The following is a 22,353-nucleotide window of genomic DNA, read 5'->3' on the forward strand; positions in this document are numbered from 1 at the left end:
ACCTCGAAGGAAAGGGGGCGGGCAGGTTGAGGGGCAATGCCTCATACGGTGCGACGGCGCAGCACCTGGACCAGCTCGCTTACACCCAGAGGCGTACGGTATCGCCACAGGAAAGTACCAAATACGGACATTCCGAAAGTCAGGCTGAGCGCGAGTCCTGACGGGGTGTCACCCAACAGGGTGTGCACGCCCGCCGGCACCACCGAAACGGCCACCGCGATACCGAGGGCCCGGGTGTAACCGGCGGCCACGGTGGTGAAGCCGAGGCGGAACCGGACCAGCATGGCGGCCGAGAGGTTCTCCACGATGACGGCCGCACCCCAGGAGACGGCCGCGCCGAGGATGCCCCACCGGGGCACGGCGAGCACGCCCACGGTGAGCTGCACCGCGAACGCCAGGGCGGTGCAGGCCAGGTGCCAGGAACTCTTGCCGGCCATGAGGAGCACGGTCTGCGCGTTGCCGACCGCCACGTTGACGATGGCGGCGGCGCAGAGCACGACCAGCGCGGGTGCCCCCTTGGTGAAGTCCGGCCCGAAGACGGAAAGTACGGTGCGGGGGAAGCCGGCGATGAGTACGAACAGCGGCCAGGAGAAGAGGACGACCCAGCAGGTCGAGACGCGGTGCAAGTCGTGCGCCTCGGCAACGTCGTTGACCGCGAGGAGACGGCTGAACTGGGGCGAGACGGCCAGGCGCACGGCGAGCTGGACGAGTGTGCCCGCGGTGACGACACGGCCGATGGCGGTGTAGATGCCCGCCTCCGCGTCGGTGGCCAGCGCCGACAGCAGGATGACCCCGACCCAGACGGCGCTGATGTCGAAGACGGCGGAGATCGCGCGGGGTGCGGAGAAGGCCCAGAAGACCCGCCAGGAAACGGGCGTTCTGCCCGGAGGGGAGACGGACACCCCGCCCGCGGGGGGCGCCGCGGCGTACCGGGCACGGCAGCGGTGCAGGCCCAGCCACGCGGCTGCGAGGCCGGCCAGTGCGGGCAGCAGCCAGGCCGCGGCCAGCGACAGCATCCCGGACGCCAGGGACGCCATGGGGACGGCGATCAGCACCCGGAGCACGGGCTTGCCGATCTGCTCCACGCAGACCAACGGCACCACGGTGCCGTATCCCTGGGTGGCGGCGAGCATGACCAGGCTGACGGTGGCGGCCGGCAGGCACAGGGCGAAGAGCCGGATCAGGGCGACCGCGTCGGCGGGGGGCAGGTCGGGCAGGAGTGTGGTGGCCACCGCCGGGCACAGCAGCAGGGCCGCGGCCGCGGCGGTGGCGCTCACCACCGCGGGCAGCATGGCCATGCGCAGCAGCGCACCCACCGAACGGCCGCCGTTGAGTGCGAGGTCCCCCGGGATGTAGCGGACGAGTCCGGTGTCGCCGCCGAGCTTGCAGACATTGCTGAGGATGGTGAACACGGCGACGCCCGTGAAGATCGCTCCGGCCCCGCGGGCCCCGACCGCCCGGGTGATCAAGCCGACCAGGAGGAAGGCGAACAGGGCGCTCGTGGCGGAACCCCCCGCGCCCCACAGCCCGCCCCGTGCGGCGGCGGCGACCGTGCTGCGGGCGGTGGCCTTCGCGGGGGCGGGAGCGGTCGTCCGGGGCCGCGTCATCTGCTGGAGACCGTGAGCGTGTCGTGCTGTCCGGCGGGCTCCGTGACCGGCGTGACGCTCTCGGCCTGGGAACGGGGCTTCACCAGGCGGAGCACGGCGCCGGACACACCTCGCCGCGCGCGCCCGGAGTCGACCACGGCGCCCAGCAGGCGCGCGCCGGAACAGCTGATGAGCTCGCTCACCTGCCTGAGTTCCTCCCGCCGGGTGTTGAGTCTGGTGACCACCAGGACGCCGCCGGAGTGCTGGGCCATCGCCAGCGCGTTCGCGTGCTCCAGCAGGGGCCGGGCCGCGATGACCGCGGCGGGCGGGTCACCGCCGGACGCCATCCGGTCCATCGCCTCGGACACGTCGGCCTGAAGGAAGCGGCCGGTCCTGCCGCTGGAGCAGAGGGCGAACCGGCCCGCCGAGCCCGCGTCGACGAGCACGCCCGCAGCGGGCAGGGACGCCGCACGCTCGGCGCGCTCCGCCTCCGGGGCCAGCGGCAGGCATGCCGCGAGGCTGGGCGTCTCGGGGTCGGCGTCCACGAGGACCACCTCGGTGCCCCCCTCCGCGAAGGCCGCGGCGAGGTTGGCGGCGACCGCTCCGGCCGCCTCCCCGCGCCGCGGGGCCGCCACGACGAGGCAGCCGCCGGTGCGTCCCGGGAACGCGGTGTGCTCCAGGCGGCCGGCCAGGGACCGGTAGGTCCGGGCGAGGGCACCGTCCGTACGGCCGACCGCCAGCAGGGAGTCGTCGGTGCGGCGGTCGCGGGGCAGGAAGCCCAGCACGGGTGCACCCAGGGCGGCCTGGACCTCGCGGGCCGACCGTGCCCGGCCGTCGAGGGCCGAGCACAGCCAGGCCAGCAGGATGCCGAGGGCGGCACCGCCGGCCAGTCCGAGGGCGAGCAGGGTTCGCCATCCGAGGCCCGCGGGCAGGGAGGGCGCCGTGCCCCTGCGGACGATGTCGCCGCCGTTGGTGTCGCGGGAGCTGATCTCGGACACGCGTTTCTGCAGGCTGCGAATCTCACTCTGCACGGCGGAGTCCTCGGTGCCGTTGTCCGCGTCCTTGTCCTTCTTCGCCCGCCGGTTCAGCGCGGTGATCTGCTTGTCCATGGCGTCGACGGCTCGCTGCACCGCGGCGTCGTTACGGCTCTTGCGGTCGGCGAGATAGGCCTCGGCCAGCGCGTCGGCGCCGTGCGCCGCGCGCTGGCGGGTGCCGGCGGTGAACTCGAAGCGGAGCACCTGGGACTTCGCCACGTTGGTGACCCGGAGGTGGCGCTGCAGTGCCTCGGCCCGGCTTTCGGGCTGGCCCAGTGCGTGTGCCGCCCGGACGGCCACGGCCGTGCCCGCGGCGATCTGCTGCTCGGTGCTCATGCTGATCTGGTTGTCGGCGGGCACGCTGACCGTGCCGAAGGGGTCGGAGCTGGCGCGGACGAGAACGTCACTGGTGGAGCTGTAGGTGCCGGCGCCGTACAGCGCCAGGGCCAGGCCGCCGAGCAGCCCCAGGACGGTTCCCAGCGCCATCACCACGCGGTAGCGAAGGAGCAGGCGCAGTTGCTCGCGGAGCTGGTCCCGTTCGTCGAACCGGTCGTCGAAGGGGAGGGAACTGGTCACAGGTGGCCTCCTGCGTGCGGAAGTGGTGCATGGGGAGTGGGGGCGGACAGCAGCGCCGGTGCGGCGAGTTGGGGCGTCCGGCGCGCCGACGTGGTGACGAGCAGGGGGATCGTCATCATCAGCAGCATCGGGCCCATGACGCCGAGCAGGCTGCCGCGCAGAAAGATCAGCTGGTAGAAGGCGAAGGCCGGTACGAGAAGAACCGCCAGGGTGTCCGGCCGGTCGAGCAGGCGCTCCCGTAGCTCGTCCATACGGCGTCCCGCCGCCCCGAGCAGGCAGAACACCAGGGCTACGGCAGCCGGGCCGCCCCACAGGTAACTCTCGATCCACAAGGGTGCCGACAGGTTGAGGAGGTCGTAACCCGCGTACCGGCCCAGAGCGATGCCGGTGTCCTCGGGTTTGTCCGGCCACACCGATCGCGGCACCATGAAGAGGAGCGGACCGAGGGCGGCCCGGGGTGAGACCCCGGTCTCCCGCGCGTAGTCGAGGCCGGTCTGCACCTGCTGGAAGGCGTCGTAGTCGCCCTTGGCGATGAACTGCTCGGCGAGCGAGGCGACATGGACCGCCTGCCGGTCGTCGTAGCGGAAGTAGTCGCTGTAGGGGAAGACGACGACGACCGCGGCGAGAACGGCGCCCACGATCGCGCGGGAGGCGCGGGGCCGGCACAGCCGCGGCACGGTGAACAGCAACGTCAGCAGCACCGTACCGGCCCAGAACCTCGGTTTGCTGATGGGGTTGTTGACGACGATGTTCAGCGCGAGGAGCAGGGGGAACAGCAGCCGGCGCATGCCGCGCAGCAGGCGGTCACCCGCCGGCAGGCCCGGCAGGCGCAGCAGGCTCAGCAGCGCCCAGAAGGCCGGCACGGACAGGGACCAGCTGCGCAGCGGCTGGAGGAAGGCGCCCGCCGAACCGTCCGGGACGGCGACGGTTCCCTGAACGGCCTGACGGCTGGTGAAGTAGGCGGCGACTCCGCCCGGCTCGCCGGGAAGCAGCAGCACCGCGAGTGCCAGGGCGAGCCCGCACAGCAGCACGACCCGCCAGGGCGCCAGGCGCCGGGCGAGCAGCCGTTCCACCAGCCCCGGCCGGAAGGCGGCCGGGCGCGCGGCACGGGCCCGTTCACGCCGGGCGGCGAAGGCGGTTCCGGCGCTGTGGGCGAGCAGGCCGAGTTCGACCACCGCCACGGCGGCGAGGGAGGTTTCGTCGCTGACCCGGTAGGGCCACGGGTAGGTGTCCGAGCTGAGCATCGTCACGGGTGCCAGCCCGAACCAGACGTAGGCGAACATCCAGAAGCCGAGGCCGACGAGCCGGATCTTGGGCGCGGTGAGCACGCGGGCGAGGGCGCCACCGGTGTGGGCCACGACAACGCCCTGCAGGAAGAGGGCCGTCGGCACGTGTCCGCTGTGCGGCCGTAGAACCAGCCCGGGCAGCAGGGCGATCAGTACCACGGCCCAGACGCAGAGTGCGGGGACACTGCGGACGCGCGCGTCCCGCACCGGGGCCCCAGGAGCCAACGGGTACTTCGGCGGAAACCTCACTGGAAGATATATAGCGACCTTATCCGGCATATCGGATCAGCCACGCGCGCCATTACGGGGTAAATGGGGCAAAACTGCATATTCTGTGCGAGCGGAAGTCCGGTGAGGACACGGCCGGCCCTACCCCAAATCCCCGCTTCGCCAGAGGAGTTGTCCATGAACAAGCAGGTCGACGCCGTCGTAGCCGGTGGCGGGGGATTCATCGGCGGGCACCTCGTGGGCGCGCTCCTCGACCAGGGACTGACGGTCCGCTCCATCGACATCAAGCCCCTGCGCGCCTGGCACCAGGTCCACGAGGGCGCGGAGAACGTGATCGCGGACCTCTCGCTCCTGGACGGCGCGCGCAGCGGCGTCCAGGGGGCCCGGCACGTGTACATGCTGGCCGCGGACATGGGCGGCATGGGCTTCATCGAGAACAACAAGGCCGCGTGCATGATGTCGGTGCTCACCAGCACCCACATGCTGCAGGCCGCGCACGAGGCCGGTGTGGAGCGCTACTTCTACTCCTCCTCCGCCTGCGTCTACGCCGCCGGGAAGCAGACCGACCCGAACGTCACCGCGCTGAGGGAGCAGGACGCCTATCCGGCGCAGCCGGAGGACGGCTACGGCTGGGAGAAGCTCTTCTCGGAGCGCATGTGCCGGCACTACGCGGAGGACTACGGGTTCACCACCCGCGTCGCCCGCTACCACAACGTCTACGGCCCGCACGGCACATGGGCCGGCGGCCGGGAGAAGGCCCCGGCCGCGGTGTGCCGCAAGGTGGCCGAGGCCGTGCTCTGCGGCGACCACCGGATCGAGATCTGGGGCGACGGACAGCAGACCCGTTCCTTCATGTACATCGACGACTGTCTGCACGGCACCCAGATGATCATGCGCGGGGACAGTGGCGTACCGGTCAACCTCGGCTCGTCGGAACTGGTGACCATCAATCAGCTCGTGGACGTCGTCGAGCAGATCGCGGGCATCCGCTGCGTACGCAGCCACCGGCTCGACGCCCCGCAAGGCGTGCGCGGCCGCAACTCCGACAACACCCTGATCCGCGAGATCTACGGCTGGGAGCCCTCGGTCTCCCTGGTCAGCGGCCTGGAGAGGACCTATGCCTGGGTCTACGACCAGGTGAAGCGCGCGCACGGCTGAGCCCCGGTGCGAGGACGCGACAAGCCGATGAGGATCTTCGTTCACGACTACAGCGGTCACCCCTTCCAGGCCCAGCTCAGCCGGGAGCTGGCACGGCGCGGGCACGCGGTGGTCCACTCGACCTGCGCGGCCTATCTCAGCGGCAAGGGTGACCTCGGGGCGGACGTCGCCGGCCTGCGCTTCACCACCATCGGCGAGCGCACGGTGCTGAGGAAGCAGGCCTACGCGCACCGGCTGGTCCAGGAGACCCGGCTGGGCGTCGAACTGGCCCGGCAGGTCGCACGCGCCAGGCCCGACGTGGTGCTGCTGTCCAACCTGCCGATCCCGGTCCTCACCGTGACCGCGGCCGTCCTGAAGCGGCTGCGCATCCCCTGGGTGCTGTGGCACCAGGACATCACCGCCGTCGCGCTCCAGCGCTTCGCCGCCGCCGATGTCGCGGGCGCGATGGGTGTCGCCGCGAAGGTGTTCGGCGCCGGCGAGAAGTGGGCCGCACGGCAGGCCGCGGCCATCGTGGTGATCGCCGACTCCTTCGTGCGGGTGCACCGGGAGTGGGGCACCGCCGACAAGGTCACCGTGATCCCCAACTGGGCGCCGCTGGACGAGATCGTTCCCGTGGCCAGGGCCAACGCGTGGGCGCAGGAGCAGCGGCTGACCGGGGTGAGGACCCTGCTCTACGCCGGCACGCTCGGTCTGAAGCACAACCCCGTGCTGTTGGTGCAGCTGGCGGAGCGCCTGCGGCTGCGGGGCGAGCGGGTGCGGCTGGTGGTCGTCAACGAGGGCCCGGCCGTGCCCGTCCTCGAGGCGGCCGCCGCCGCCCGCGGGGTCGAGCTGACCCTGCTGCCCTTCCAGCCCTACCGGCGGCTGCCGGAGGTGCTGGGCACCGGCGATGTACTCGTCGTTCTTCTCGAAGGGGACGCCGGGATGTTCTCGGTCCCGTCGAAGACCCTGTCGTACCTGTGCGCCGGGCGTCCGGTGCTCGGCCTGATGCCCGCCGAGAACCTGGCCGCCCAGCTGTTGCGGCAGGCCGGCTCGGCGGTCTTCCCACCGCACGAGTCCTCGCTGGAGGAGGCCGCCGCCTGGGTCCGTGACGTCCTGTCCGACCCGGAACACGCCGCGGCCCTGGGCAAGCAGAGCCGCGTCCTGGCCGAGCGGGAGTTCACCCTGGAGCGTTCCGCCTCCCGCTTCGAGGACATCCTCAGCACGGCGACCGGCACCCCGGCCCACTGACCCGGCCGCCCATGCCGTCCGGCGGCCCCTGCTCGCCGGCCCGTGCTTTGCCGAACGGTCCCCTACGGGACGGTCCCTTGCGGGGACGGTCCCTTGCGGGGACGGTCCCTTGCCGGGTGGGGCCGCCGGGCCGGGGGCAGGAGGGGCGCCGGGGCCGGGTGCGGCCGCCGGGGCTGATCCCCCGGCCGGGGGCTTCATCGGCCAGGAACCGGCCCCTCCGACGGGGCCCGTCCCCTGCATGGGCTGCCATCGCGTCGAGCGATCCCCCGTGACCTATCCCCCCACCGGCAACGATCCCCGGTAGATCCGTTCCAGGCGGTCCACCACCGCGTGGATGGAGAAGACCTCCTCGATCGCCCGGTAACCGGCCTCGACCAGGCGGCGGCGGAGCGATTCGTCGCCGAGGAGTTGGATCACGGCCGTGGCCAGGGCCTGGGGGCTGGCGTCGGTGACCATTGCCGCCTGTCTGCTGGTCAGTTCCTCCGCGATGCCGCAGCTGTCCGTGCACACGACGGGTGTTCCTTCGGTCAGCGCTTCCAGAACGGTCATGCCGAACGGCTCGTTCACGCTGGGCAGGACGTAGACGGTGGCCCTGCGGTAGGCCTCCAGCGCCGCGGAGTGGTCCAGTGCGCCGCCGTAGTGGACCACGTCGTCCAGTCCGCGGTCGGCGATGAGCTGGTTCACCGGCCGCAGCGATCCCTCGTCCGTTCCGTAGAGGGTGAACCGCGCCTCGGGGATCTCCTTGTGGACCAGGGCGGCCATCTCGACGAAGTTCTCCGGGCGTTTGCGCGGATGGAGCCGGGCGAGGAAGAGCACGTGGTGGCCGCCGCGCGGTCGCTCGTCCACCCCACGGCGGGGCGCGGGCATGCCGTTGCCCAGCCTCACCAGTGCAGGCGCCTTGGGCCCGAGCACCGTGGCCAGGGCCCGCTGCTCCTCCTCGGTGAGGACGAGACAGCAGCGGGCCCGCCGGAGCAGGGGGACGAAGGCGCGGTCGAAGAGACGCGCGGCGACACCCGTCCGGGGCTCGACCATGCCGTGTGTCTGGACGACGAAGTCGGTGCACCGCAGCCGTGCGACGGCGAGCGCGGCCAGGGACACCAGATCCCTTCCCACATGCAGGTGAACGGCCTCCGCGCGCCGCCCCATGGTTCGCCACAGATCCCACAGCAGCAACGGGTGCATGAGGCCGAGATAACCCCGGCCGGGGACCACGGTCCGCGCCGGGCGGGAGACGAAGGGGATGCCGCCGATGCGCCGGGGCGCCGGCGTCCTGCCCCGCCACAACGCCACCAGCTCCACGTCGTGCCCCCGTGCGGCCATCTCCTGCAGTTGGGCGACCGCCACGCTCGGCGGCCCCCCGAAGGCTCCGCCCTCGCTGACGAGCGTGACCACCTGGACCACTCTCATGCCCTGACTCCTCTCGTGGGTGCGGTCCGGGCCGATGCCGGCGTACCGCCTGGCGTCAGGACCGTGCCGGGGGCCAGGTCCCGGTGGGCCACCGCGCCGGCGCCCACCACGGCGCCCCGGCCCACCGTGACGCCGCGCAGGACGACCGCCCGTGCGGCGACCCAGCTGCCCGGCTCCAGCCGGATGGGACCGTTGTCGAACTCGAACGTGGGCGAACGGCGCAGATGGCTGCCCGTGCACAGCAGCGCGTTCTGTGAGACGCAGCAGTCGTGGCCGATCGTGACGTGTTCCAGGTTGAGGATCCAGGCGCTCTCGCCGATCCACACGTCGTCGCCGACCTCCAGCTTCCACGGCCAGTGCACCCGCACCCCGTGCCGGATCAGCACCCGCTGTCCGATGCGGGCGCCGAAGGCCCGCAGCAGCGGCGGACGCCAGCGGGCCGGGAACCACCACTTGACGAAGAGGAGGTGGAGGACGGCGAACCAGGCCGCCTGGACGAGCAGGGGACGCCCCTTGGCGTAGCCGGCACCGGTGAAGCCGCGCAGGGACCATGTCGCTGCCATGACGCTGTACCTTTCAGTAGGCGCCCTGGCCGTCCAGTACCGCTCGCACGGTGCGGGCCATCACGTTGACGTCCCCGGCCAGGGACCAGTTGTCGATGTACCGCAGATCGAGCGCGACGGTCTCGTTCCAGGAGAGGTCCGCCCGTCCGCTCACCTGCCACAGCCCCGTCAGTCCCGGCTTGACGGTGAGCCGGCGCCGTTCCACCCGGTTGTACTTGACGACCTCTTCGGGCAGCGGGGGACGCGGCCCCACCAGCGACATGTGACCGAGCAGGACGTTGAACAGCTGGGGCAGCTCGTCGAGCGAGTAGCGGCGCAGGATGCGTCCGACCGGGGTGATCCGTGGGTCACGGCGCATCTTGAACATGTGCCCGTCGCTCTCGTTCGCCTCCTCCAGCTCGCACTTGAGACGGTCCGCGTCGACCACCATCGTGCGGAACTTCCACATGGAGAAATGCGTGTTGCACCGGCCCACGCGCGTCTGCCGGTACAGGGCCGGGCCGGGTGAGCCGAGCCGCACCGCCAGTGCCACGGAGAGCAGCAGGGGAGCGAACAGGACGATCAGCAGCAGGGCGCCCACCCGGTCCACGACGGCCTTGAACAGTGCCGGGAGCCCGCGGCGCGCGGGCGGTGCGATGTGCAGCATGGTCAGCCCGGCGGCGGACGTCGCCCGGAGCCGGCGGCGGGCGACGTCGACGATGCCGGGCAGTACGACGAGGGGACAGCCCCGGTCGTGCAGCGCCCAGGACAGCCGGCGCAGCCGCTCGCCCGACATGTGCCGGCTCACCGCCACGAAGACCAGGTCGGCCGCGACCTCGTCGACGGCGCCGAGCACCCCCGCCGCGTCCGTCTCCGGGGGCTGAGGCACCTCACCGGCCAGCCGTACGCACACGGTGACGCCCGAGGACACCGGGCACTCGCCCACCGCGCAGGCGCCGACGACGACGTACCCGTGGTCGGTGCGCTGGGCGAGCTGCGCGACCACGGCGTCCACCAGGGGGCCCTCGCCGACGACCAGGACACGGCGCAGAACGCGGGCGTCCCTGCACGCGGCCCGCAGCCGGCGGCGGATCACCTTCTGGCACGTCGCGGTGAGGAACAGCGTGGGCAGCAGGGGGGCGAAGGCCTCGAGGTGACCGTTGTTCAGGCCGCACAGGACACGCAGCACGGCCAGGGCACCGACCAGGATCAGCCAGTCCCTCAGGACGGCCCGCAGATCGGCCGCGTCGGCCCAGACCCCGGACGCGTAGCGCTTGCTCGCCACCCCGATCAGCGGCCACAGCACGGCGGCGGCAGCGGCCACGAGCAGCGCACCCGGCTCCCGGCTCTGCGTGATCGCCGCCGTCACGGGCAGCATCGCCCCTACGAGATCCACGCAGACGGAGAGCGTGCCGTACCCATGGGTCCGTGTGCCTTCGCGGTGAGGAGTGCTGTACGGCGTGGAGACGGGCGCCTGCCCTGACACCGCGTTGGTGGACCGCCCCATGGCTCTCCTTCAGAAGCCCCCAGTCGCTGTCGTCGGCCACTACTTATATCAGGCATTCTTCACAAAACAATGTCATTCGGTACGAGGGTGTGGTCAGGGCATTGACGACTCATCAGCTGAGTCGACCCCGGTGCTGCCTCCCTGTCGTGCGGTTCGCCGGCGGCGTGCCATTCGGGGGACATCGCCGCCCCGCACCAGCGAGCCCGCGAGATGACCCACGGCCGCGCGATCACCGTGAGGGAGGAGCCGGTGGACCGAGGGAGGAGAGAACGATGCCGGTATTTGCCGTGCTCGCGCACACCGAGCCCGAGCTGTTCGCCCGGCTGGTCGAGCGGCTGGCGCCGTACCCGGTGGTCGTCCACGTGGACGCCCGGTCACGAGGTGACGACTTCGCGGGGGTGCCCCGGGTCACGTACGTCCGGGAGCGGGTCGCTGTTCGATGGGGAGGTTTCTCCGTCGTCCGGGCCACGCTCGCCCTGTACCGCACGGCGCTGCGGCTGGCACAGCCGTGCGATCACATCGTCCTGCTGTCCGGGCAGTGCTACCCCGCCCGGCCGGTGGGCGAGTTCGCCGGCCATCTTGCTTCGGCCCCCTTCCGGCAGCACTGCCGGGCGGCACCCCTGCTCGACGGCGGGGCCTACGAGGGACGGGTTCTCAAGAGGTGGTACCTGGACGCGCTTCCGATCGGCCCGGGCCCGACCTACCTTCCCCGCGCCCTGCTGCGGAGAACGGTCTCGGAGGTGACCCCCCGACGCAGGCGTTCCTTCTTCGGTGACGTCGAGCCGGTGGCGGGGAGCCAGTGGACGGCGCTGACCGCCGACTGCGTCGCGGACCTGCTGGGCAAGGCCGAGGATCCCTACTGGGAGAGCTTGTTCCGTACGACGCTCGCGCCCGACGAGATGTTCTTCCACACGCTTGTGTGGAACAGCGGCTGGCGCAACGAGGTGGAGGACCCGGAACTCCGGCCGAGAGCCGGGCGCATCACCGCCGACTTCACCAACTTCCACCACCTGGACCGGCAGCTCAAGGGCACCCGGACCCTCGCCGATCTCCCGGCGATCGAAGCCTCCCGCATGTTCTTCACCCGCAAGGTCGCGTCATCCCGGTCGGCGGAGTTGCTCGACGCCCTCGACAGACGAACGTGACCCGGGGTGCACCGGGAGGCGCAGCGCACGGAGGGAGAACACAGGGGTGGGGGGGGGGGGGGGGGGGGGGGGGGGGGGAGGGGGGGGAAAGGGGGGGGGGGGGGGGGGGGGGGGGGGCCCGGGCCCCCCCCCCCCCCCCCCCGGTGCACTATCGACGGGCTGCGGCCCGGCCCCGCCGGTACAGGACGGTTCCGGCGGCCAGCAGCGCGCCGCTGGCGGCCATGGCTCCGATGGTGGTCTCCGAGCCGGTCTTGGCCAGCTCCGGGGGCGGCGGGGTCCGCCGCACGGGCGGTGTCACCGAGGGAGTGGGCTTGGGGGCCGGGTGCGTGCGGGGCGGTGGCGCCGCCTTGGTGGGGGTGGGCGTGGGCGTGTCCTCGCCGTAGCAGGCGCAGGGCTCCTCACTCGGCTCGTCGTCGCCGTAGCCCTGGTCGCTCGCCTCCGTCGTGGGGCTGTCGGAGGCCGGGGCCGTGACCCCCGCCTCCCTGTGCGCCTGCTGCACGGCGGCCTGGGCACGCGCGATCGCCCGCAGGGCACTGGACTCACCGGGAATGACCTGCTGGGGAGCCGTATCGCCCGACAGCACGGTGTGTGAGTCTGCCCCTGTCGCCTGCGGACCGGAGTCCGCGAACGCCCATGTGCCGGACAGAGTCAGGGCGCTTGTCGCGGCGGCGGCCACGACCAATCCCTTGGTCAGGGTCTGTCGCACTCTCGTTGTCTTTCTCTCAGGCGGGAAGGGGAAGCCGGCGTCGGCCGCTGATCCGGCCTTCCTGATTGCCGGGTTCCGCAGGGTCGTCGCGGGGACCGTCATGCCGCACGTTCACACGCGCCACGACCTGCGGACTGTGAACGAGATATGAAGGCCCGAAGATACCGAGAGGCGCCAAATGCTGAGGAATTCACCCGATTGCCCGCACCTGTGCGAGAACCTCACCTACCGTACAGCGCCTCGATCTGCTCCGCGTACGCGGCCGTCACCGCCTGCCGCCTGACCTTCAGGGACGGGGTGAGCAGCCCGTTCTCCTCGCTGAACTGGCCCTCGACGAGCACGAAGGCGCGGATCGACTCGGCCCGTGAGACGGCCTCGTTGGCGTAGTCCACGGCCCGCTGCACATCGGCGCGCATCCGCGGGTCCCGGATGACCTCCCGCACCGGGGTGTCCGCGGGCATCCTGCGGACCGCCAGCCAGTGGGCCACCGCCTCGGGGTCGAGCGTGACCAGAGCCGCGACGAAGGGGCGGTTGTCACCGACGACGAGGCACTGGCCGATGGGCGCACGGCTGCGCAGACGGTCCTCCAGGACGGCCGGAGAGACGTTCTTGCCGCCGGAGGTGATGAGGATGTCCTTCTTGCGCCCGGTGATGGTGAGATAGCCGTCGCCGTCGAGGGAGCCGAGGTCACCCGTGGCGAACCAGCCGTCCGTCAACACCGCCTCCGAGGCCGCCGCGTTGTTCAGGTACGACCCGAACACCACCCCGCCCTTGACGAGGACCTCGCCGTCGTCGGCGATGCGCACGGCCGTGCCGGGCACCGGCAGTCCGACCGAGCCCGGGCGGGGCCTCAGCGGCGGGACGAGGGTGGCGGCGGCGGTGGTCTCGGTCAGGCCGTAGCCCTCGTAGACGATGACGCCCGCCGCGTAGAAGAAGAGGTTGAGATCGCGGTCGAGCGGGGAGCCGCCGCTGATGGCGTAGCGCATCCGGCCGCCGAGTTCCTTGCGGATGCGCCGGTAGACCAGCAGGTCGTACAGCGCCCAGGCCGCGTACAGGCCGATCCCCGGGCCCTTGCCCGTGCCGAGGAACTTGTTCAGGTACGCCTCCCCGAAACGCACCCCGACGCGGTCCGCGCGGTCGAAGGACGCACCCCGGCCGATCCTCTCCGCGGTGGCGCGCCCGGTGTCGTGGATCTTCTCGAAGAGGTACGGCACGCCGACCAGGAAGGTGGGCCGGAACTCCCGGAGCATCGGGCGCAGTTCGTCCGGCCTGACGCTCGGGCAGTGGCCCAGCTCGATCCGGGCGAGCAGACAGGCGATCTGCAGGGTGCGGCCCAGGATGTGGGCGAGCGGCAGGAACAGGAGCGTGGAGGCGGTCTGGCCGGTCACCTCCTTGAAGATTGGATGGAGCAGCTCGACCGTGTTGGCCGCCTCGGCGTGCAGGTTGGCGTGGGTGAGCACGCAGCCCTTGGGCCGTCCGGTGGTGCCGGAGGTGTAGCAGATCGTGGCCACGGTGTCGGGCGTCAGGGCGGTACGGCGCTTGGTGACCTCCTCGCCGGGGACGTCCCGGCCCAGGGCGGCGAGGCCGGCGAGCGCACCCGCGTCGATGGTGAGGACGGCCGGCGGTTCGGGGTGGCGGGCCGTAGCGGTGCCGACCGTCTCGGCGTTCCCGTCCGTCTCGGCGACGACGAAGCGGGCGCCGGAGTCGCGGACGATCCACTCCACCTGCTCGGCGGAGGAGGTGGCGTAGACGGGGACGGTCTGGCCGCCGGCGGCCCAGACCGCGAAGTCCAGGACCGTCCACTCGTAGCGGGTGCGGGACATCACGGCGACCCGGCCGCCGGGTTCGAGACCGGCGGCGATCAGCCCCCTGGCGACGGCGGTGACCTCGTCCGCGAAGGCCGCGGCGGTCACCGGGCGCCAGACGCCGTCGGCTCTGCGGCGCAGGACGACCGCAGCGGGGGCCGCCTCCGCGTTGGTGAACGGGATGTCGGCGGTGCTGCCGCCGGTGCTCGGGGACGCCAGGGGGGCGGTGCGGACCTCGCGCACGGTGCCGGTCTCGTCCCTGACCAGCTCGATCCGCGTACGCGCCGCCAAGTCGGTGCGCCGCTGCGCCCGTTTCAGATCCCTGCGTACGCCCATGACGGCTCCCGGTCGCGGCTCGGCTGACGTGCCCACGCGGACTTACTGCGAAGTCAACTTACTCACGCGTACGAGTTGGTCAATGGGTCGGGCGTGCGGAATCCCCAGGGGGTTGCCCCGAATGGGCGGGCGGTGCGACAAATCCCCGAGATGGCCCTGACGGACCGTCTGACCAGCAAGGACTGGCAGGCTCTGACGATAAGTCAGCCGCTTCGCATCCCTGGCCGGTTGCGGATGCCGGGAGGTGATCTCACGGTGGGCACAGGATCCCACGCACCATCCCACGCACCGTTGAAAGGAACTTCCATGGGTGGTCCACCCGTCCGGCGCATCGCGTGCACCGCGCTGTGCGCCGCCCTCCTGGCCGGTGTCACCGGCCCGGCCGCCGTGGCGGCCGACTCCACCCGTGACCGCGTCCACACGGCGTCCCACGCGCCCGTCCCCGGCGCGGACGCGCTCCTCGCGCAGGTCACGCTCCTCGCCAAGCTCGGGATCGTCGTCACCCCGGTCACCGACCTGCTCAACGCGGTGCTCAAGGCCGACAACGGCCAACTCCCCGCCGACCAGGCCACCGCCCTCGTCCAGGCCGCCAAGGACGCCATCGCCAAGGTCACCGCGGCGGCGCCGGCCACCCCGACGGCCGCCGGCCCGCTGTCCCCGCTCGCCAAGACGGACGCCAGGGCCGGGACGCGCGCCGACCTCGCGAGCGACGCGCTCGCCAACCTCACCAAGGCGCTGGACGCCCTGCTGAAGGCCATCACGTCCGGCGACGCCGCCCAGGTCGCCCCGGCGGCCACCGCGGTGCTGACCGGCCTGGTCAACTACCTCGCCGCCCTACTGCTCTCCGGCGGCCTGCCCGCTCCCAACCTGCCGGGACTGCCGACACTGCCCTCACTGCCGGGCCTGCCGGTACCCACACCGACGGTGCCGTCCTCCTGACGAGACACCGTCCCGGGCCGCACCGCAGCGACCCGACCAGGGCCGCACCGCAGCGGCGGCCCTGGCCGAGCCCGCTGCGGCGCGTCGACCGGGGGGCGCCCCTCCTGCCGTGACCGGGGGCGCCTCACGGTGGCTTGGGCCGTGGGGCGTCCCACGGCGCCCTGCCCGGGGGCGCCTCGCGTGCCCCGGTCGTGGGGCCCAAGGTGCCCTGGTCCGGGTGCCTCACCGTGGCCTGGTCGGGGTGTCCCCGCGGGTCCCTGATCGAGGGGTGCGGCACTGGACCCCGGCCGGTCGACGTCCCCGTGCCGTGCGCCGATCGTGTGGAGCGCCGGCCGCTCTGCTCCGGTCGGGTGAGCGTCCGACGGGCCGTTGCGCCCGGTGCCGATAGGGTCGCGCGGTGACCTCAGCGCCCGCCGGCATGCGGCTTCGCGGCTTCGCCGGTCCGGCCCGTCCCGGCCGGACGGCCCCGATGCCGGCGGGGAAGGTCCGGGCGGGGCCGCTGCTGATGGAGGAGCAGTCGGTTCCGCTGCCGGCGGAGGAGGGCCGGGCGGTTGTCCCCGGCTCGGCCCACGGCACGTCCCACTCCGCCCGGTGCGGCGCTCCACCGGAGGGTCCGGCCGTGGCCGGCCGCGCCGGGGAGCCCGTGCGGGCCGCGGTCCACACCGTCGTACCGCCCCCCGGCCCGGACGCCTGATGGCGGCGGCGCCGGCACCCCGGACGGCGGGCGGCAACCGCGGCTTCGCGCTGCTGCTGGTAACCACGGGCGCGGCCGGGCTGCTGGCCTCCTGGGTCATCACCCTCGACAAGTTCAAGCTGCTGGAGAACCCGGACTTCACCCCGGGATGCAGCCCGAACCCGGTGTCGTGGCTGCAGTTCGAGTCCCGGCTGCGGGCGTTCCTCGGCGAGTTCACCTGGGTGCTGCCCCTGCGGCACACCGGAGTCGTCGGCATGCTCGTCCTGACCCGTTGGTGGGACTTCTGGACCCGTTGACCACCCCCCGGGCTCGCCGCCCGGGTCACCGGTCCGGCCGCACGTCGGTGACCGGCGGGGCCGTCCGGCGGTTACGGCATCGGACAACCGAACCGGACGAGGAGTGAACGATGGTTCTAGGCGTCGGCGGAGTGCCGGGGGGCGGGCAGCGCGGGACGCCGGTCGCGGGCGGAGCGCGGCCCCGGGGCGGAACGCGGCGGGACGTGACGCGGAGGCTGCTCGCCTCGGCCGTCGGCGTGGCGCTCGCCCCGGTGGCCGCGGCCTGCGGACGGCCGCCCACCCCGGACGACGGCCGGCAGGCCGGCGCCTTCGACGAGACCTACCGCGGGCGCCACATCCGCGGCGTCGAACTCCGCACCTCCCGCCGGGCCGACGCCCAGTGGAAGGTCACGATCGACGGCCGCGCCCTGCACCTGATGCGCCGCGCCGACGGCAGTTGGCTGAGCATGGTCGACCACTACCGCTCGTACGCGACCCCGCTCGCCGCGGCCCGCGGAGCGGTCGACGAGATGGGACCCGAAGAGCAGTTGCGCGACCTGGCACCGGGACCGATGGGCGGGGGACCGGCGCAGGAGGAAGGAGGCGGAGGGCATGGTGTACACGCGTAAGAACATCGGCAGGCTGACCCGCACCGAACGGCGCCGGTTCGTGGACTCCCTGCTGGAGGTCAAACGGCGTGGTGAGTACGACGAGTTCGTACGGATGCACATCACGTACAACACCCCCGACGGTGAACGCGGGCTGCGCACCGCGCACATGACACCCTCCTTCCTGCCCTGGCACCGCAAGCTGCTGCTGGAACTGGAGCGGGCGCTGCGCCGGGTGGACGCGTCGGTGACGGTGCCGTACTGGGACTGGACCCGTGATCGCACGGCCACCTCCCTGCCGTGGACCGACGACCTGATGGGCGGCAACGGGCGGCGCTCGGACCGGCAGGTGATGACCGGCCCGTTCGCCTACCGGGCGGGCCACTGGCGGCTCAACGAGGGCGTGACCGACCGGCATTACCTCACCCGTGACCTCGGTCGCGCCCGCAACCCCATCCAGCTGCCGACCGCCGGCGACCTGGAGTCGGCGCTGGCCGACCCGGCCTACGACACGGCGCCCTGGGACTCGACGGTCACCCACGGTTTCCGCAACAAACTGGAGGGGTGGGCACCGGGCCGGGGCAGCGTCTCCTGGCACAACCACAACCGGGTGCACCGCTGGGTCGGCGGCGTCATGGTCGGCGGCGCCTCCGTCAACGACCCCGTCTTCTGGCTGCACCACTCCTTCGTCGACCTGCAGTGGACCCGCTGGCAGCAGCGGCACCGCGAGCACCGCTACCTCCCGGCCGAGCCGCCCGGCGCGCGCGACACCCAGCACGGCCGGATCGTGGCCCGCCACCAGCGACTGCCCCCGTGGGACGTGACGCCGGACCAACTGGAGGACATGAGCGGGATCTACCGGTACGAGTGAGGCGGCCCGGTTCCCGGCGGAGATGATGCGGGAGGAGCGCCGGTGCACGACACCGCGCTCCTCCCCGGCCGGCCCCACAACTCCCGCCGATGGCAGGCACGTTCACCGTCCAGCACGGACAACCGGCTTGGCCCGCCCGGTCACCGCCGGCTGATCGCTTCGCCGTTCGAGCCTTCACACGTACCGCTGAAAAGCCGCCGACACGGCGACCCGCCGCTCGCACACCGCTTGCCCTTGATCAAGTCTGTGTCTTCTGCGAAGGAGACGCCCCCCGTGCGAATTTCTGACATTCAGCGCTGCGAAGTCCGGCCCGGACGGCTCGTCGAGTGGACGTTCAGCCCGGCGACCGTCGCGGCCGCGGCAGCGTTGCCGCCGGATCCGCGGCCGCCGGCGTACATCCAGGAGTCGCACATCAGAACCGCCCGGTCGGTGCGCGAGGACGGACTGTTCGTGCCGACCTGGGTCGGCGCGTTCGATCTGCCCGGTCGAGCCGATCTGGACGCGCTGGAAAGGTCGTTGCGCGGCTGGACGCTCCGGCACGAGACGCTGCGCAGCGGCTTCCGATGGGCCGGCGACGACATGCACCGGTTCACACTCGACGCGAAGGACGTGTCGCTGCACCGCGAGGTGGTCGGCGACTTCGCCGACGCGGACACCCTGGTCCGGTATCTGCAGGACCGGTTCGACGTCGCGGCGGACGCGCTCGGCTGGCCGAACCTCATCTACGCGGCGGTCGTCCGCGACGATTCCACCAGCGTGTACCTGGCCTTCGACCACACCAACGTCGACGCCTACTCCGTCCAGCGCATCCCGGACGAGATCCGCGCGTTGTATCAGGCGGACGTCGCGGGCGGGTCCCTGGCCGGTCATCCCGCGGGCAGCTACGTCGACTTCTGTGAGCAGGAGCGAGCCAACGCGGACGGCATCGACGACACCCACGTGATCGTCGCCCGCTGGCGGGAGTTCATCGCCCGGTGCGGCGGGAAGCTTCCGGACTTCCCCGTCGACCTCGGCCTGCGCCCCGGTGGCGCACTGCCCGCCCAGCGGTTGCTGCGCGAGCCGTTCGTGGACGCGGACGCGGCCGCCGCGTTCGAGGCGTACTGCCGGCCCTACGGCGGCAGCATGGTGGGGGTCCTGGCCGCGACCAGCCTGATCGTGCACCAACTCGGGGGGCAGCCGGTCTACCGCACGGTCGTGCCGTTCCACACCCGGGTGAAATCAGCGTGGTCGGACTCTGTGGGCTGGTACGTCGGCGGCGCGCCGATCGAGGTGCCCGCGACCCGGGACTTCGACACCGCGCTCACCGCGGTCCGCGCCGAACTGCAGGCCAACCGGTCGCTGGCGCGGATGCCGCTGGCCCGGGTACTGCGCCTGCTCGGCGCGGACTTCCGGCCGACCTCGCCCGATCTGTACTCGATCGTCTCGTACGTCGACGCCCGCGTCGCCCCCGGCTCGGCCCGCTGGACGGACCAGAGGGCGTACGGGCTGATCCGGGTCTCGTACGGCGACCAGGTGTGCGTCTGGGTCAACCGGCTGCACGAGGGTCTGTGGCTCGCCTGCCGCTACCCCGACACCGATGTCGCCTACAAGAACATCCGGCGGTACATCGAGGCGTTGCGGGACGTCATCGTGTCCGTGCCCGCACCCGATCGCATCCGGGCCGCGGAACCGTCATTCTCGTAATACCAAACAACTTCCGTATTTCATATTCGCGTTGATCAACCCGCCGCCGGAACAGGGTAGTTGTCACGAGCGGACGAGGTATTCGCGCTCATGTCCCCTTTCAGACACGGATATCCGGCAAAGTGGAATACCGAGTATCGCTACTGCTAGTGTTCAGTCAGTCACGGTAGGCAATCAGCCTCGACGTAACAAGCAATGAAGAGCCGAGGGTTCCATGCGCAAGCTTCAGCAGGTCGTGATCGCAGCAGTGGCGGCGGCCGGCGGTCTCTCCGCCGTCGGGGGTGCCGCCGGTACCGCCTACGCCCACGCCGGCGGACTGGAGGTGAACGACCTCTACCGCCCCTACCAGGAGTGCAGCCCGCAGACGGTGGCCGACGGCAACCTCCCGATCGGCGTGCTCGGTCTCGCCCAGACCCTGGAGACCACCTGCGGCCAGTTCAACAACGCCTTCACTGGCTGAGGCCGGCGGCGTCCACGCGTACGACGCCCTCCGCGGAACCCTTCGGGTCGTCTCCCGAAGGGTTCCCTGCACGCCGGGCCGGTTGACTGAATCTCGAAAGGGAAACGCTTCACATGCTCAGTAGAAAGAAGATCGCGGCTGTTTCGGGGCTAGTTGGCGGACTCGCCGTGACCTGCGCCGGTGTTGCCCAGGTCTACGCCGCGGGCGGCCCTGGCATCTGTACGCGCGACATCCAGGGCAACGTCAGCTGCATCCAGCGGATCCAGGGTGAGTTGCCCGAGGACGGGACCATCCCGCACCAGGAGAACTGCATGCCGACGCAGCCCCTGCTGCTGCCCGCCGCCCTCGGCAACGGGACGATGCGCATCGGACCCGAGGTGACCTGCAGGGCGCCGGCGCCCGAGAAGGGCGACACCAAGATGGAATTGCCTGACATGTTCGGCTGAACCTCCGGACGGAACCTTCCGGTGTATTTCTCGGCGCAGGCCGACACGACGTATGGAGAAGATCCCAAATTGCTACCGACCGTGTGTATATGCTCACACTAAGTAGTCAAGCCAGGGCTTCATGCCCGGGTAAGAAAGGGTCAAACCATGCGTAAGTTTCAGCGCGCTGCAGTCGTAGCCGCGGCGGTTGCGGGACTGTCCACCCTGGGCGTCGGCGTCAGCTTCGCCGGCGGCTACGACGACACCCCTCCGCAGATCAACGCCGTGGCCAACTCGTCGGCCAACGCCGTGGCCACGTGGGGCGGTTACTTCACTCCGCAGCCCGGTGGCGGCCAGAAGGAAACCGCCGCGCCCGAGGAGGGTTACGGCCAGTACTCCGCTCCGTCCGACAACGGTCAGCAGCAGCAGTAAGAAGAATCACCAAGGTCTCGATGCGCACGTATGAGCACGCTGCGGTCGTCGCGCATCGACACCCCTTTGGAGCACGACATGCACATCGTACGCACTGAACCTTCCCTGTCCTGGATCAATTCGGATGGTTCGCCGGTGTGCTGAGCAATATCCCATGGCGAAGGCAGCCCGGACGCGCGGCAGACACCTCAGGGTGCGCGTCCGGGCTGCGGCCGTGTCGTCGCCGGACGCATCTGACCACGCGTCACGGCGCCGAGTCCCACGTTCGACTTTCTCCAAGGCCCGGGTGCACGCCGGTCGACGGCGTCGTCGCCCGGGCCTCCATGGCAAAGGAACGCACATGTTCACTCGGCAGAAGATCGCGACCGTTTCGGGGCTCGTCGGAAGTCTCGCCGTGATCTGTGTCGGCGGCGCATACGCGCACGCCGACGAACCCAAGAGCGAGTGCAGGAACACCGTTCTGGGCGACACCATCTGCGTGCGCAAGAGCGAGGCCCACGTCGACAAGCACGGCACCCACGCCATCAAGCAGGAGCGCGCCTGCTCGGTCACCGACCGGCCGCGCGTGGTGTTTCCCGACGACACCCTGCTGGGCGGCGGATCGAGGGACGTCGGGCCGGTTGTGGACTGCAACAACAAGGCCCACTTGCCCAAGGGCTTCAAGAAGCCTCACTTCAAGAAGCCGCAGATCGCCGTGCCTGAGTTCCGGAAGCCTCGTATCGACTTCTGACGCGCGGCCAGCACAATGCCGGACCGGGATCACTCCCGGTCCGGCATTTCTGTTTCCTGGCCGCAGGGGCCCGCGCCGACATGGAATTCCCCGGTGTCCCGGCCTGCGGCCGGGACACCGGGGAGGATTCCGACTTACTTTCCGACGGCGTTGTTGCAGCCCATGTTCGAGCCGAGGGACGACTCCTGCGCCCCCGGGTTGCCCTCGCCGTTCAGCAGGTTGCCGCCCAGGCCGTTGGCGATGCCGACCTCGCCGAGGACGTCGACGTTGCCGTCGTGCGACCTGCAGGTGGTGCTCTGCAGGACGCTGAAGCGGTCACTGTCGCCGCCCTTGCGCCAGCCCTGGTCGGCGTGGGCAGCGCCGGCGCTCAGGAGCCCGATGCTCCCGAGAGCGGCGACCAGGACGGCAGCCTTACGGAGCTTGTGCATGTCATCTCCGGTGGGTGATGAAGTGGATTCGATCCGTGACAGATCGACTTCGTACGGTTATGGAGGCTAATACGAAATAACCAAAGGCAATCGGCGACGCGCCGAATTCGTAATTCCTGTCACCCTGAATGCCCATAGACGCAAAAAAAGGGCCCGGGGCCGAGCCCGCGGGGTCTGGGGCGGGGGTCGTTTCCCCTCCGTCTTCTCCCCGACGATTCGTTTCGGAGGGGGTGTTTTTTTCGTCCCTGGTCGGGGCGAGATGGGG

General features: G+C 71.3%; 22 protein-coding genes. 13 read left to right on the forward strand and 9 right to left on the reverse strand.

The genetic code is table 11. The annotated features are described in order from the left end of the window. Positions 1–41 precede the first annotated feature (41 nt). Genes ACZ7HQ_RS00540 through ACZ7HQ_RS00550 form a run of 3 tightly spaced genes read right to left on the reverse strand, consistent with a single transcriptional unit; the run spans position 42 to position 4,689 of the window. On the reverse strand, positions 42–1,607 hold the full coding sequence (locus ACZ7HQ_RS00540) for a lipopolysaccharide biosynthesis protein (RefSeq protein WP_470982813.1): 1,566 nt from the start codon (positions 1,605–1,607) through the stop codon (positions 42–44). Continuing rightward, positions 1,604–3,196, reverse strand: a complete 1,593-nt coding sequence (locus tag ACZ7HQ_RS00545; RefSeq protein WP_470982815.1) for a hypothetical protein — start codon at positions 3,194–3,196, stop codon at positions 1,604–1,606. Before ACZ7HQ_RS00545 ends, ACZ7HQ_RS00540 begins: the two co-directional genes overlap by 4 nt. Next, entirely contained in the window at positions 3,193–4,689 is a 1,497-nt protein-coding gene (locus ACZ7HQ_RS00550; protein WP_470982817.1) for a hypothetical protein, read from the reverse strand. Before ACZ7HQ_RS00550 ends, ACZ7HQ_RS00545 begins: the two co-directional genes overlap by 4 nt. Before the next feature lie 198 nt (positions 4,690–4,887). Here ACZ7HQ_RS00550 and ACZ7HQ_RS00555 point away from each other — a divergent pair, with 198 nt between their 5' ends. Both ACZ7HQ_RS00555 and ACZ7HQ_RS00560 read left to right on the forward strand, forming a co-directional pair. Beyond that, on the forward strand, positions 4,888–5,868 hold the full coding sequence (locus ACZ7HQ_RS00555; RefSeq protein WP_470982818.1) for an NAD-dependent epimerase/dehydratase family protein: 981 nt from the start codon (positions 4,888–4,890) through the stop codon (positions 5,866–5,868). 27 nt (positions 5,869–5,895) lie between these two features. Next, on the forward strand, positions 5,896–7,095 hold the full coding sequence (locus ACZ7HQ_RS00560) for a glycosyltransferase family 4 protein (RefSeq protein WP_470982820.1): 1,200 nt from the start codon (positions 5,896–5,898) through the stop codon (positions 7,093–7,095). A 273-nt stretch (positions 7,096–7,368) separates the two neighbouring features. Here ACZ7HQ_RS00560 and ACZ7HQ_RS00565 read toward each other — a convergent pair whose 3' ends face one another. The 3 genes from ACZ7HQ_RS00565 to ACZ7HQ_RS00575 are packed head-to-tail and all read right to left on the reverse strand — an operon-like array spanning position 7,369 to position 10,551. After that, the gene (locus ACZ7HQ_RS00565) at positions 7,369–8,502 is read right to left on the reverse strand and encodes a glycosyltransferase (RefSeq protein ID WP_470982822.1); all 1,134 of its coding nucleotides are present in this window, start codon (positions 8,500–8,502) and stop codon (positions 7,369–7,371) included. Then, positions 8,499–9,065, reverse strand: a complete 567-nt coding sequence (locus ACZ7HQ_RS00570; RefSeq protein ID WP_470982824.1) for an LbetaH domain-containing protein — start codon at positions 9,063–9,065, stop codon at positions 8,499–8,501. Before ACZ7HQ_RS00570 ends, ACZ7HQ_RS00565 begins: the two co-directional genes overlap by 4 nt. A gap of 13 nt (positions 9,066–9,078) precedes the next feature. After that, complete coding sequence (locus tag ACZ7HQ_RS00575; RefSeq protein WP_470982826.1) at positions 9,079–10,551, reverse strand: sugar transferase; 1,473 nt, start codon at positions 10,549–10,551, stop codon at positions 9,079–9,081. Positions 10,552–10,823: 272 nt separating this feature from the next. Here ACZ7HQ_RS00575 and ACZ7HQ_RS00580 point away from each other — a divergent pair, with 272 nt between their 5' ends. Beyond that, positions 10,824–11,696 carry a beta-1,6-N-acetylglucosaminyltransferase gene (locus ACZ7HQ_RS00580; protein WP_470982828.1) on the forward strand — a complete coding sequence of 291 codons (873 nt, stop codon included), beginning with the start codon at positions 10,824–10,826 and terminating at the stop codon, positions 11,694–11,696. Positions 11,697–11,844: 148 nt separating this feature from the next. Here ACZ7HQ_RS00580 and ACZ7HQ_RS00585 read toward each other — a convergent pair whose 3' ends face one another. Together ACZ7HQ_RS00585 and ACZ7HQ_RS00590 are read right to left on the reverse strand one after the other, a co-directional pair. Then, the gene (locus ACZ7HQ_RS00585; RefSeq protein WP_470982829.1) at positions 11,845–12,279 is read right to left on the reverse strand and encodes an LPXTG cell wall anchor domain-containing protein; all 435 of its coding nucleotides are present in this window, start codon (positions 12,277–12,279) and stop codon (positions 11,845–11,847) included. A 344-nt stretch (positions 12,280–12,623) separates the two neighbouring features. Beyond that, complete coding sequence (locus tag ACZ7HQ_RS00590) at positions 12,624–14,543, reverse strand: AMP-dependent synthetase/ligase (RefSeq protein WP_470982832.1); 1,920 nt, start codon at positions 14,541–14,543, stop codon at positions 12,624–12,626. 306 nt (positions 14,544–14,849) lie between these two features. Here ACZ7HQ_RS00590 and ACZ7HQ_RS00595 point away from each other — a divergent pair, with 306 nt between their 5' ends. From ACZ7HQ_RS00595 to ACZ7HQ_RS00640, 10 genes are all read left to right on the forward strand, one after another. Further along, positions 14,850–15,482 (forward strand): hypothetical protein, encoded by a 633-nt coding sequence (locus ACZ7HQ_RS00595; RefSeq protein ID WP_470982834.1) that lies wholly within the window; start codon positions 14,850–14,852, stop codon positions 15,480–15,482. Between the two features lie 397 nt (positions 15,483–15,879). After that, positions 15,880–16,176 (forward strand): hypothetical protein, encoded by a 297-nt coding sequence (locus ACZ7HQ_RS00600; protein ID WP_470982837.1) that lies wholly within the window; start codon positions 15,880–15,882, stop codon positions 16,174–16,176. Beyond that, positions 16,176–16,472, forward strand: a complete 297-nt coding sequence (locus ACZ7HQ_RS00605) for a hypothetical protein (protein WP_470982839.1) — start codon at positions 16,176–16,178, stop codon at positions 16,470–16,472. The genes ACZ7HQ_RS00600 and ACZ7HQ_RS00605 overlap by 1 nt, the downstream gene beginning before the upstream one ends. A gap of 110 nt (positions 16,473–16,582) precedes the next feature. Continuing rightward, positions 16,583–17,080 carry a tyrosinase family oxidase copper chaperone gene (locus ACZ7HQ_RS00610; RefSeq protein WP_470982842.1) on the forward strand — a complete coding sequence of 166 codons (498 nt, stop codon included), beginning with the start codon at positions 16,583–16,585 and terminating at the stop codon, positions 17,078–17,080. Next, a complete protein-coding gene (locus ACZ7HQ_RS00615; protein ID WP_470982843.1) occupies positions 17,064–17,930 on the forward strand; it encodes a tyrosinase family protein in 867 nt (288 codons plus the stop codon). Before ACZ7HQ_RS00610 ends, ACZ7HQ_RS00615 begins: the two co-directional genes overlap by 17 nt. A 273-nt stretch (positions 17,931–18,203) precedes the next feature. Next, a complete protein-coding gene (locus ACZ7HQ_RS00620) occupies positions 18,204–19,613 on the forward strand; it encodes a condensation domain-containing protein (RefSeq protein ID WP_470982846.1) in 1,410 nt (469 codons plus the stop codon). Positions 19,614–19,827: 214 nt separating this feature from the next. After that, positions 19,828–20,073: a hypothetical protein gene (locus ACZ7HQ_RS00625; protein ID WP_470982848.1), complete on the forward strand. Its 246-nt coding sequence runs from the start codon at positions 19,828–19,830 to the stop codon at positions 20,071–20,073. Positions 20,074–20,186: 113 nt separating this feature from the next. Continuing rightward, on the forward strand, positions 20,187–20,519 hold the full coding sequence (locus ACZ7HQ_RS00630; protein WP_470982849.1) for a hypothetical protein: 333 nt from the start codon (positions 20,187–20,189) through the stop codon (positions 20,517–20,519). A 147-nt stretch (positions 20,520–20,666) separates the two neighbouring features. Further along, positions 20,667–20,930 carry a hypothetical protein gene (locus ACZ7HQ_RS00635; RefSeq protein WP_470982852.1) on the forward strand — a complete coding sequence of 88 codons (264 nt, stop codon included), beginning with the start codon at positions 20,667–20,669 and terminating at the stop codon, positions 20,928–20,930. Positions 20,931–21,270: 340 nt separating this feature from the next. After that, positions 21,271–21,660, forward strand: coding sequence for a hypothetical protein (locus tag ACZ7HQ_RS00640; protein WP_470982855.1), 390 nt, complete (start codon positions 21,271–21,273; stop codon positions 21,658–21,660). Positions 21,661–21,794: 134 nt separating this feature from the next. Here ACZ7HQ_RS00640 and ACZ7HQ_RS00645 read toward each other — a convergent pair whose 3' ends face one another. Beyond that, the gene (locus ACZ7HQ_RS00645; protein ID WP_470982857.1) at positions 21,795–22,088 is read right to left on the reverse strand and encodes a hypothetical protein; all 294 of its coding nucleotides are present in this window, start codon (positions 22,086–22,088) and stop codon (positions 21,795–21,797) included. Between the last annotated feature and the right edge of the window lie 265 nt (positions 22,089–22,353).

Source organism: Streptomyces sp. NPDC037290 (assembly GCF_055603245.1).

Excerpts from the sequence above, each read along its gene's own strand:
- ACZ7HQ_RS00565 (WP_470982822.1), bottom strand. The coding sequence starts at position 8,502 with ATGAGAGTGGTCCAGGTGGTCACGCTCGTCAGCGAGGGCGGAGCCTTC.
- ACZ7HQ_RS00560 (WP_470982820.1), top strand. The coding sequence starts at position 5,896 with ATGAGGATCTTCGTTCACGACTACAGCGGTCACCCCTTCCAGGCCCAG.
- ACZ7HQ_RS00625 (WP_470982848.1), top strand. The coding sequence starts at position 19,828 with ATGCGCAAGCTTCAGCAGGTCGTGATCGCAGCAGTGGCGGCGGCCGGC.
- ACZ7HQ_RS00615 (WP_470982843.1), top strand. The coding sequence starts at position 17,064 with ATGGTGTACACGCGTAAGAACATCGGCAGGCTGACCCGCACCGAACGG.
- ACZ7HQ_RS00540 (WP_470982813.1), bottom strand. The coding sequence starts at position 1,607 with ATGACGCGGCCCCGGACGACCGCTCCCGCCCCCGCGAAGGCCACCGCC.
- ACZ7HQ_RS00630 (WP_470982849.1), top strand. The coding sequence starts at position 20,187 with ATGCTCAGTAGAAAGAAGATCGCGGCTGTTTCGGGGCTAGTTGGCGGA.
- ACZ7HQ_RS00640 (WP_470982855.1), top strand. The coding sequence starts at position 21,271 with ATGTTCACTCGGCAGAAGATCGCGACCGTTTCGGGGCTCGTCGGAAGT.
- ACZ7HQ_RS00580 (WP_470982828.1), top strand. The coding sequence starts at position 10,824 with ATGCCGGTATTTGCCGTGCTCGCGCACACCGAGCCCGAGCTGTTCGCC.
- ACZ7HQ_RS00570 (WP_470982824.1), bottom strand. The coding sequence starts at position 9,065 with ATGGCAGCGACATGGTCCCTGCGCGGCTTCACCGGTGCCGGCTACGCC.
- ACZ7HQ_RS00645 (WP_470982857.1), bottom strand. The coding sequence starts at position 22,088 with ATGCACAAGCTCCGTAAGGCTGCCGTCCTGGTCGCCGCTCTCGGGAGC.
- ACZ7HQ_RS00590 (WP_470982832.1), bottom strand. The coding sequence starts at position 14,543 with ATGGGCGTACGCAGGGATCTGAAACGGGCGCAGCGGCGCACCGACTTG.
- ACZ7HQ_RS00555 (WP_470982818.1), top strand. The coding sequence starts at position 4,888 with ATGAACAAGCAGGTCGACGCCGTCGTAGCCGGTGGCGGGGGATTCATC.
- ACZ7HQ_RS00610 (WP_470982842.1), top strand. The coding sequence starts at position 16,583 with ATGGTTCTAGGCGTCGGCGGAGTGCCGGGGGGCGGGCAGCGCGGGACG.
- ACZ7HQ_RS00605 (WP_470982839.1), top strand. The coding sequence starts at position 16,176 with ATGGCGGCGGCGCCGGCACCCCGGACGGCGGGCGGCAACCGCGGCTTC.
- ACZ7HQ_RS00635 (WP_470982852.1), top strand. The coding sequence starts at position 20,667 with ATGCGTAAGTTTCAGCGCGCTGCAGTCGTAGCCGCGGCGGTTGCGGGA.
- ACZ7HQ_RS00575 (WP_470982826.1), bottom strand. The coding sequence starts at position 10,551 with ATGGGGCGGTCCACCAACGCGGTGTCAGGGCAGGCGCCCGTCTCCACG.
- ACZ7HQ_RS00595 (WP_470982834.1), top strand. The coding sequence starts at position 14,850 with ATGGGTGGTCCACCCGTCCGGCGCATCGCGTGCACCGCGCTGTGCGCC.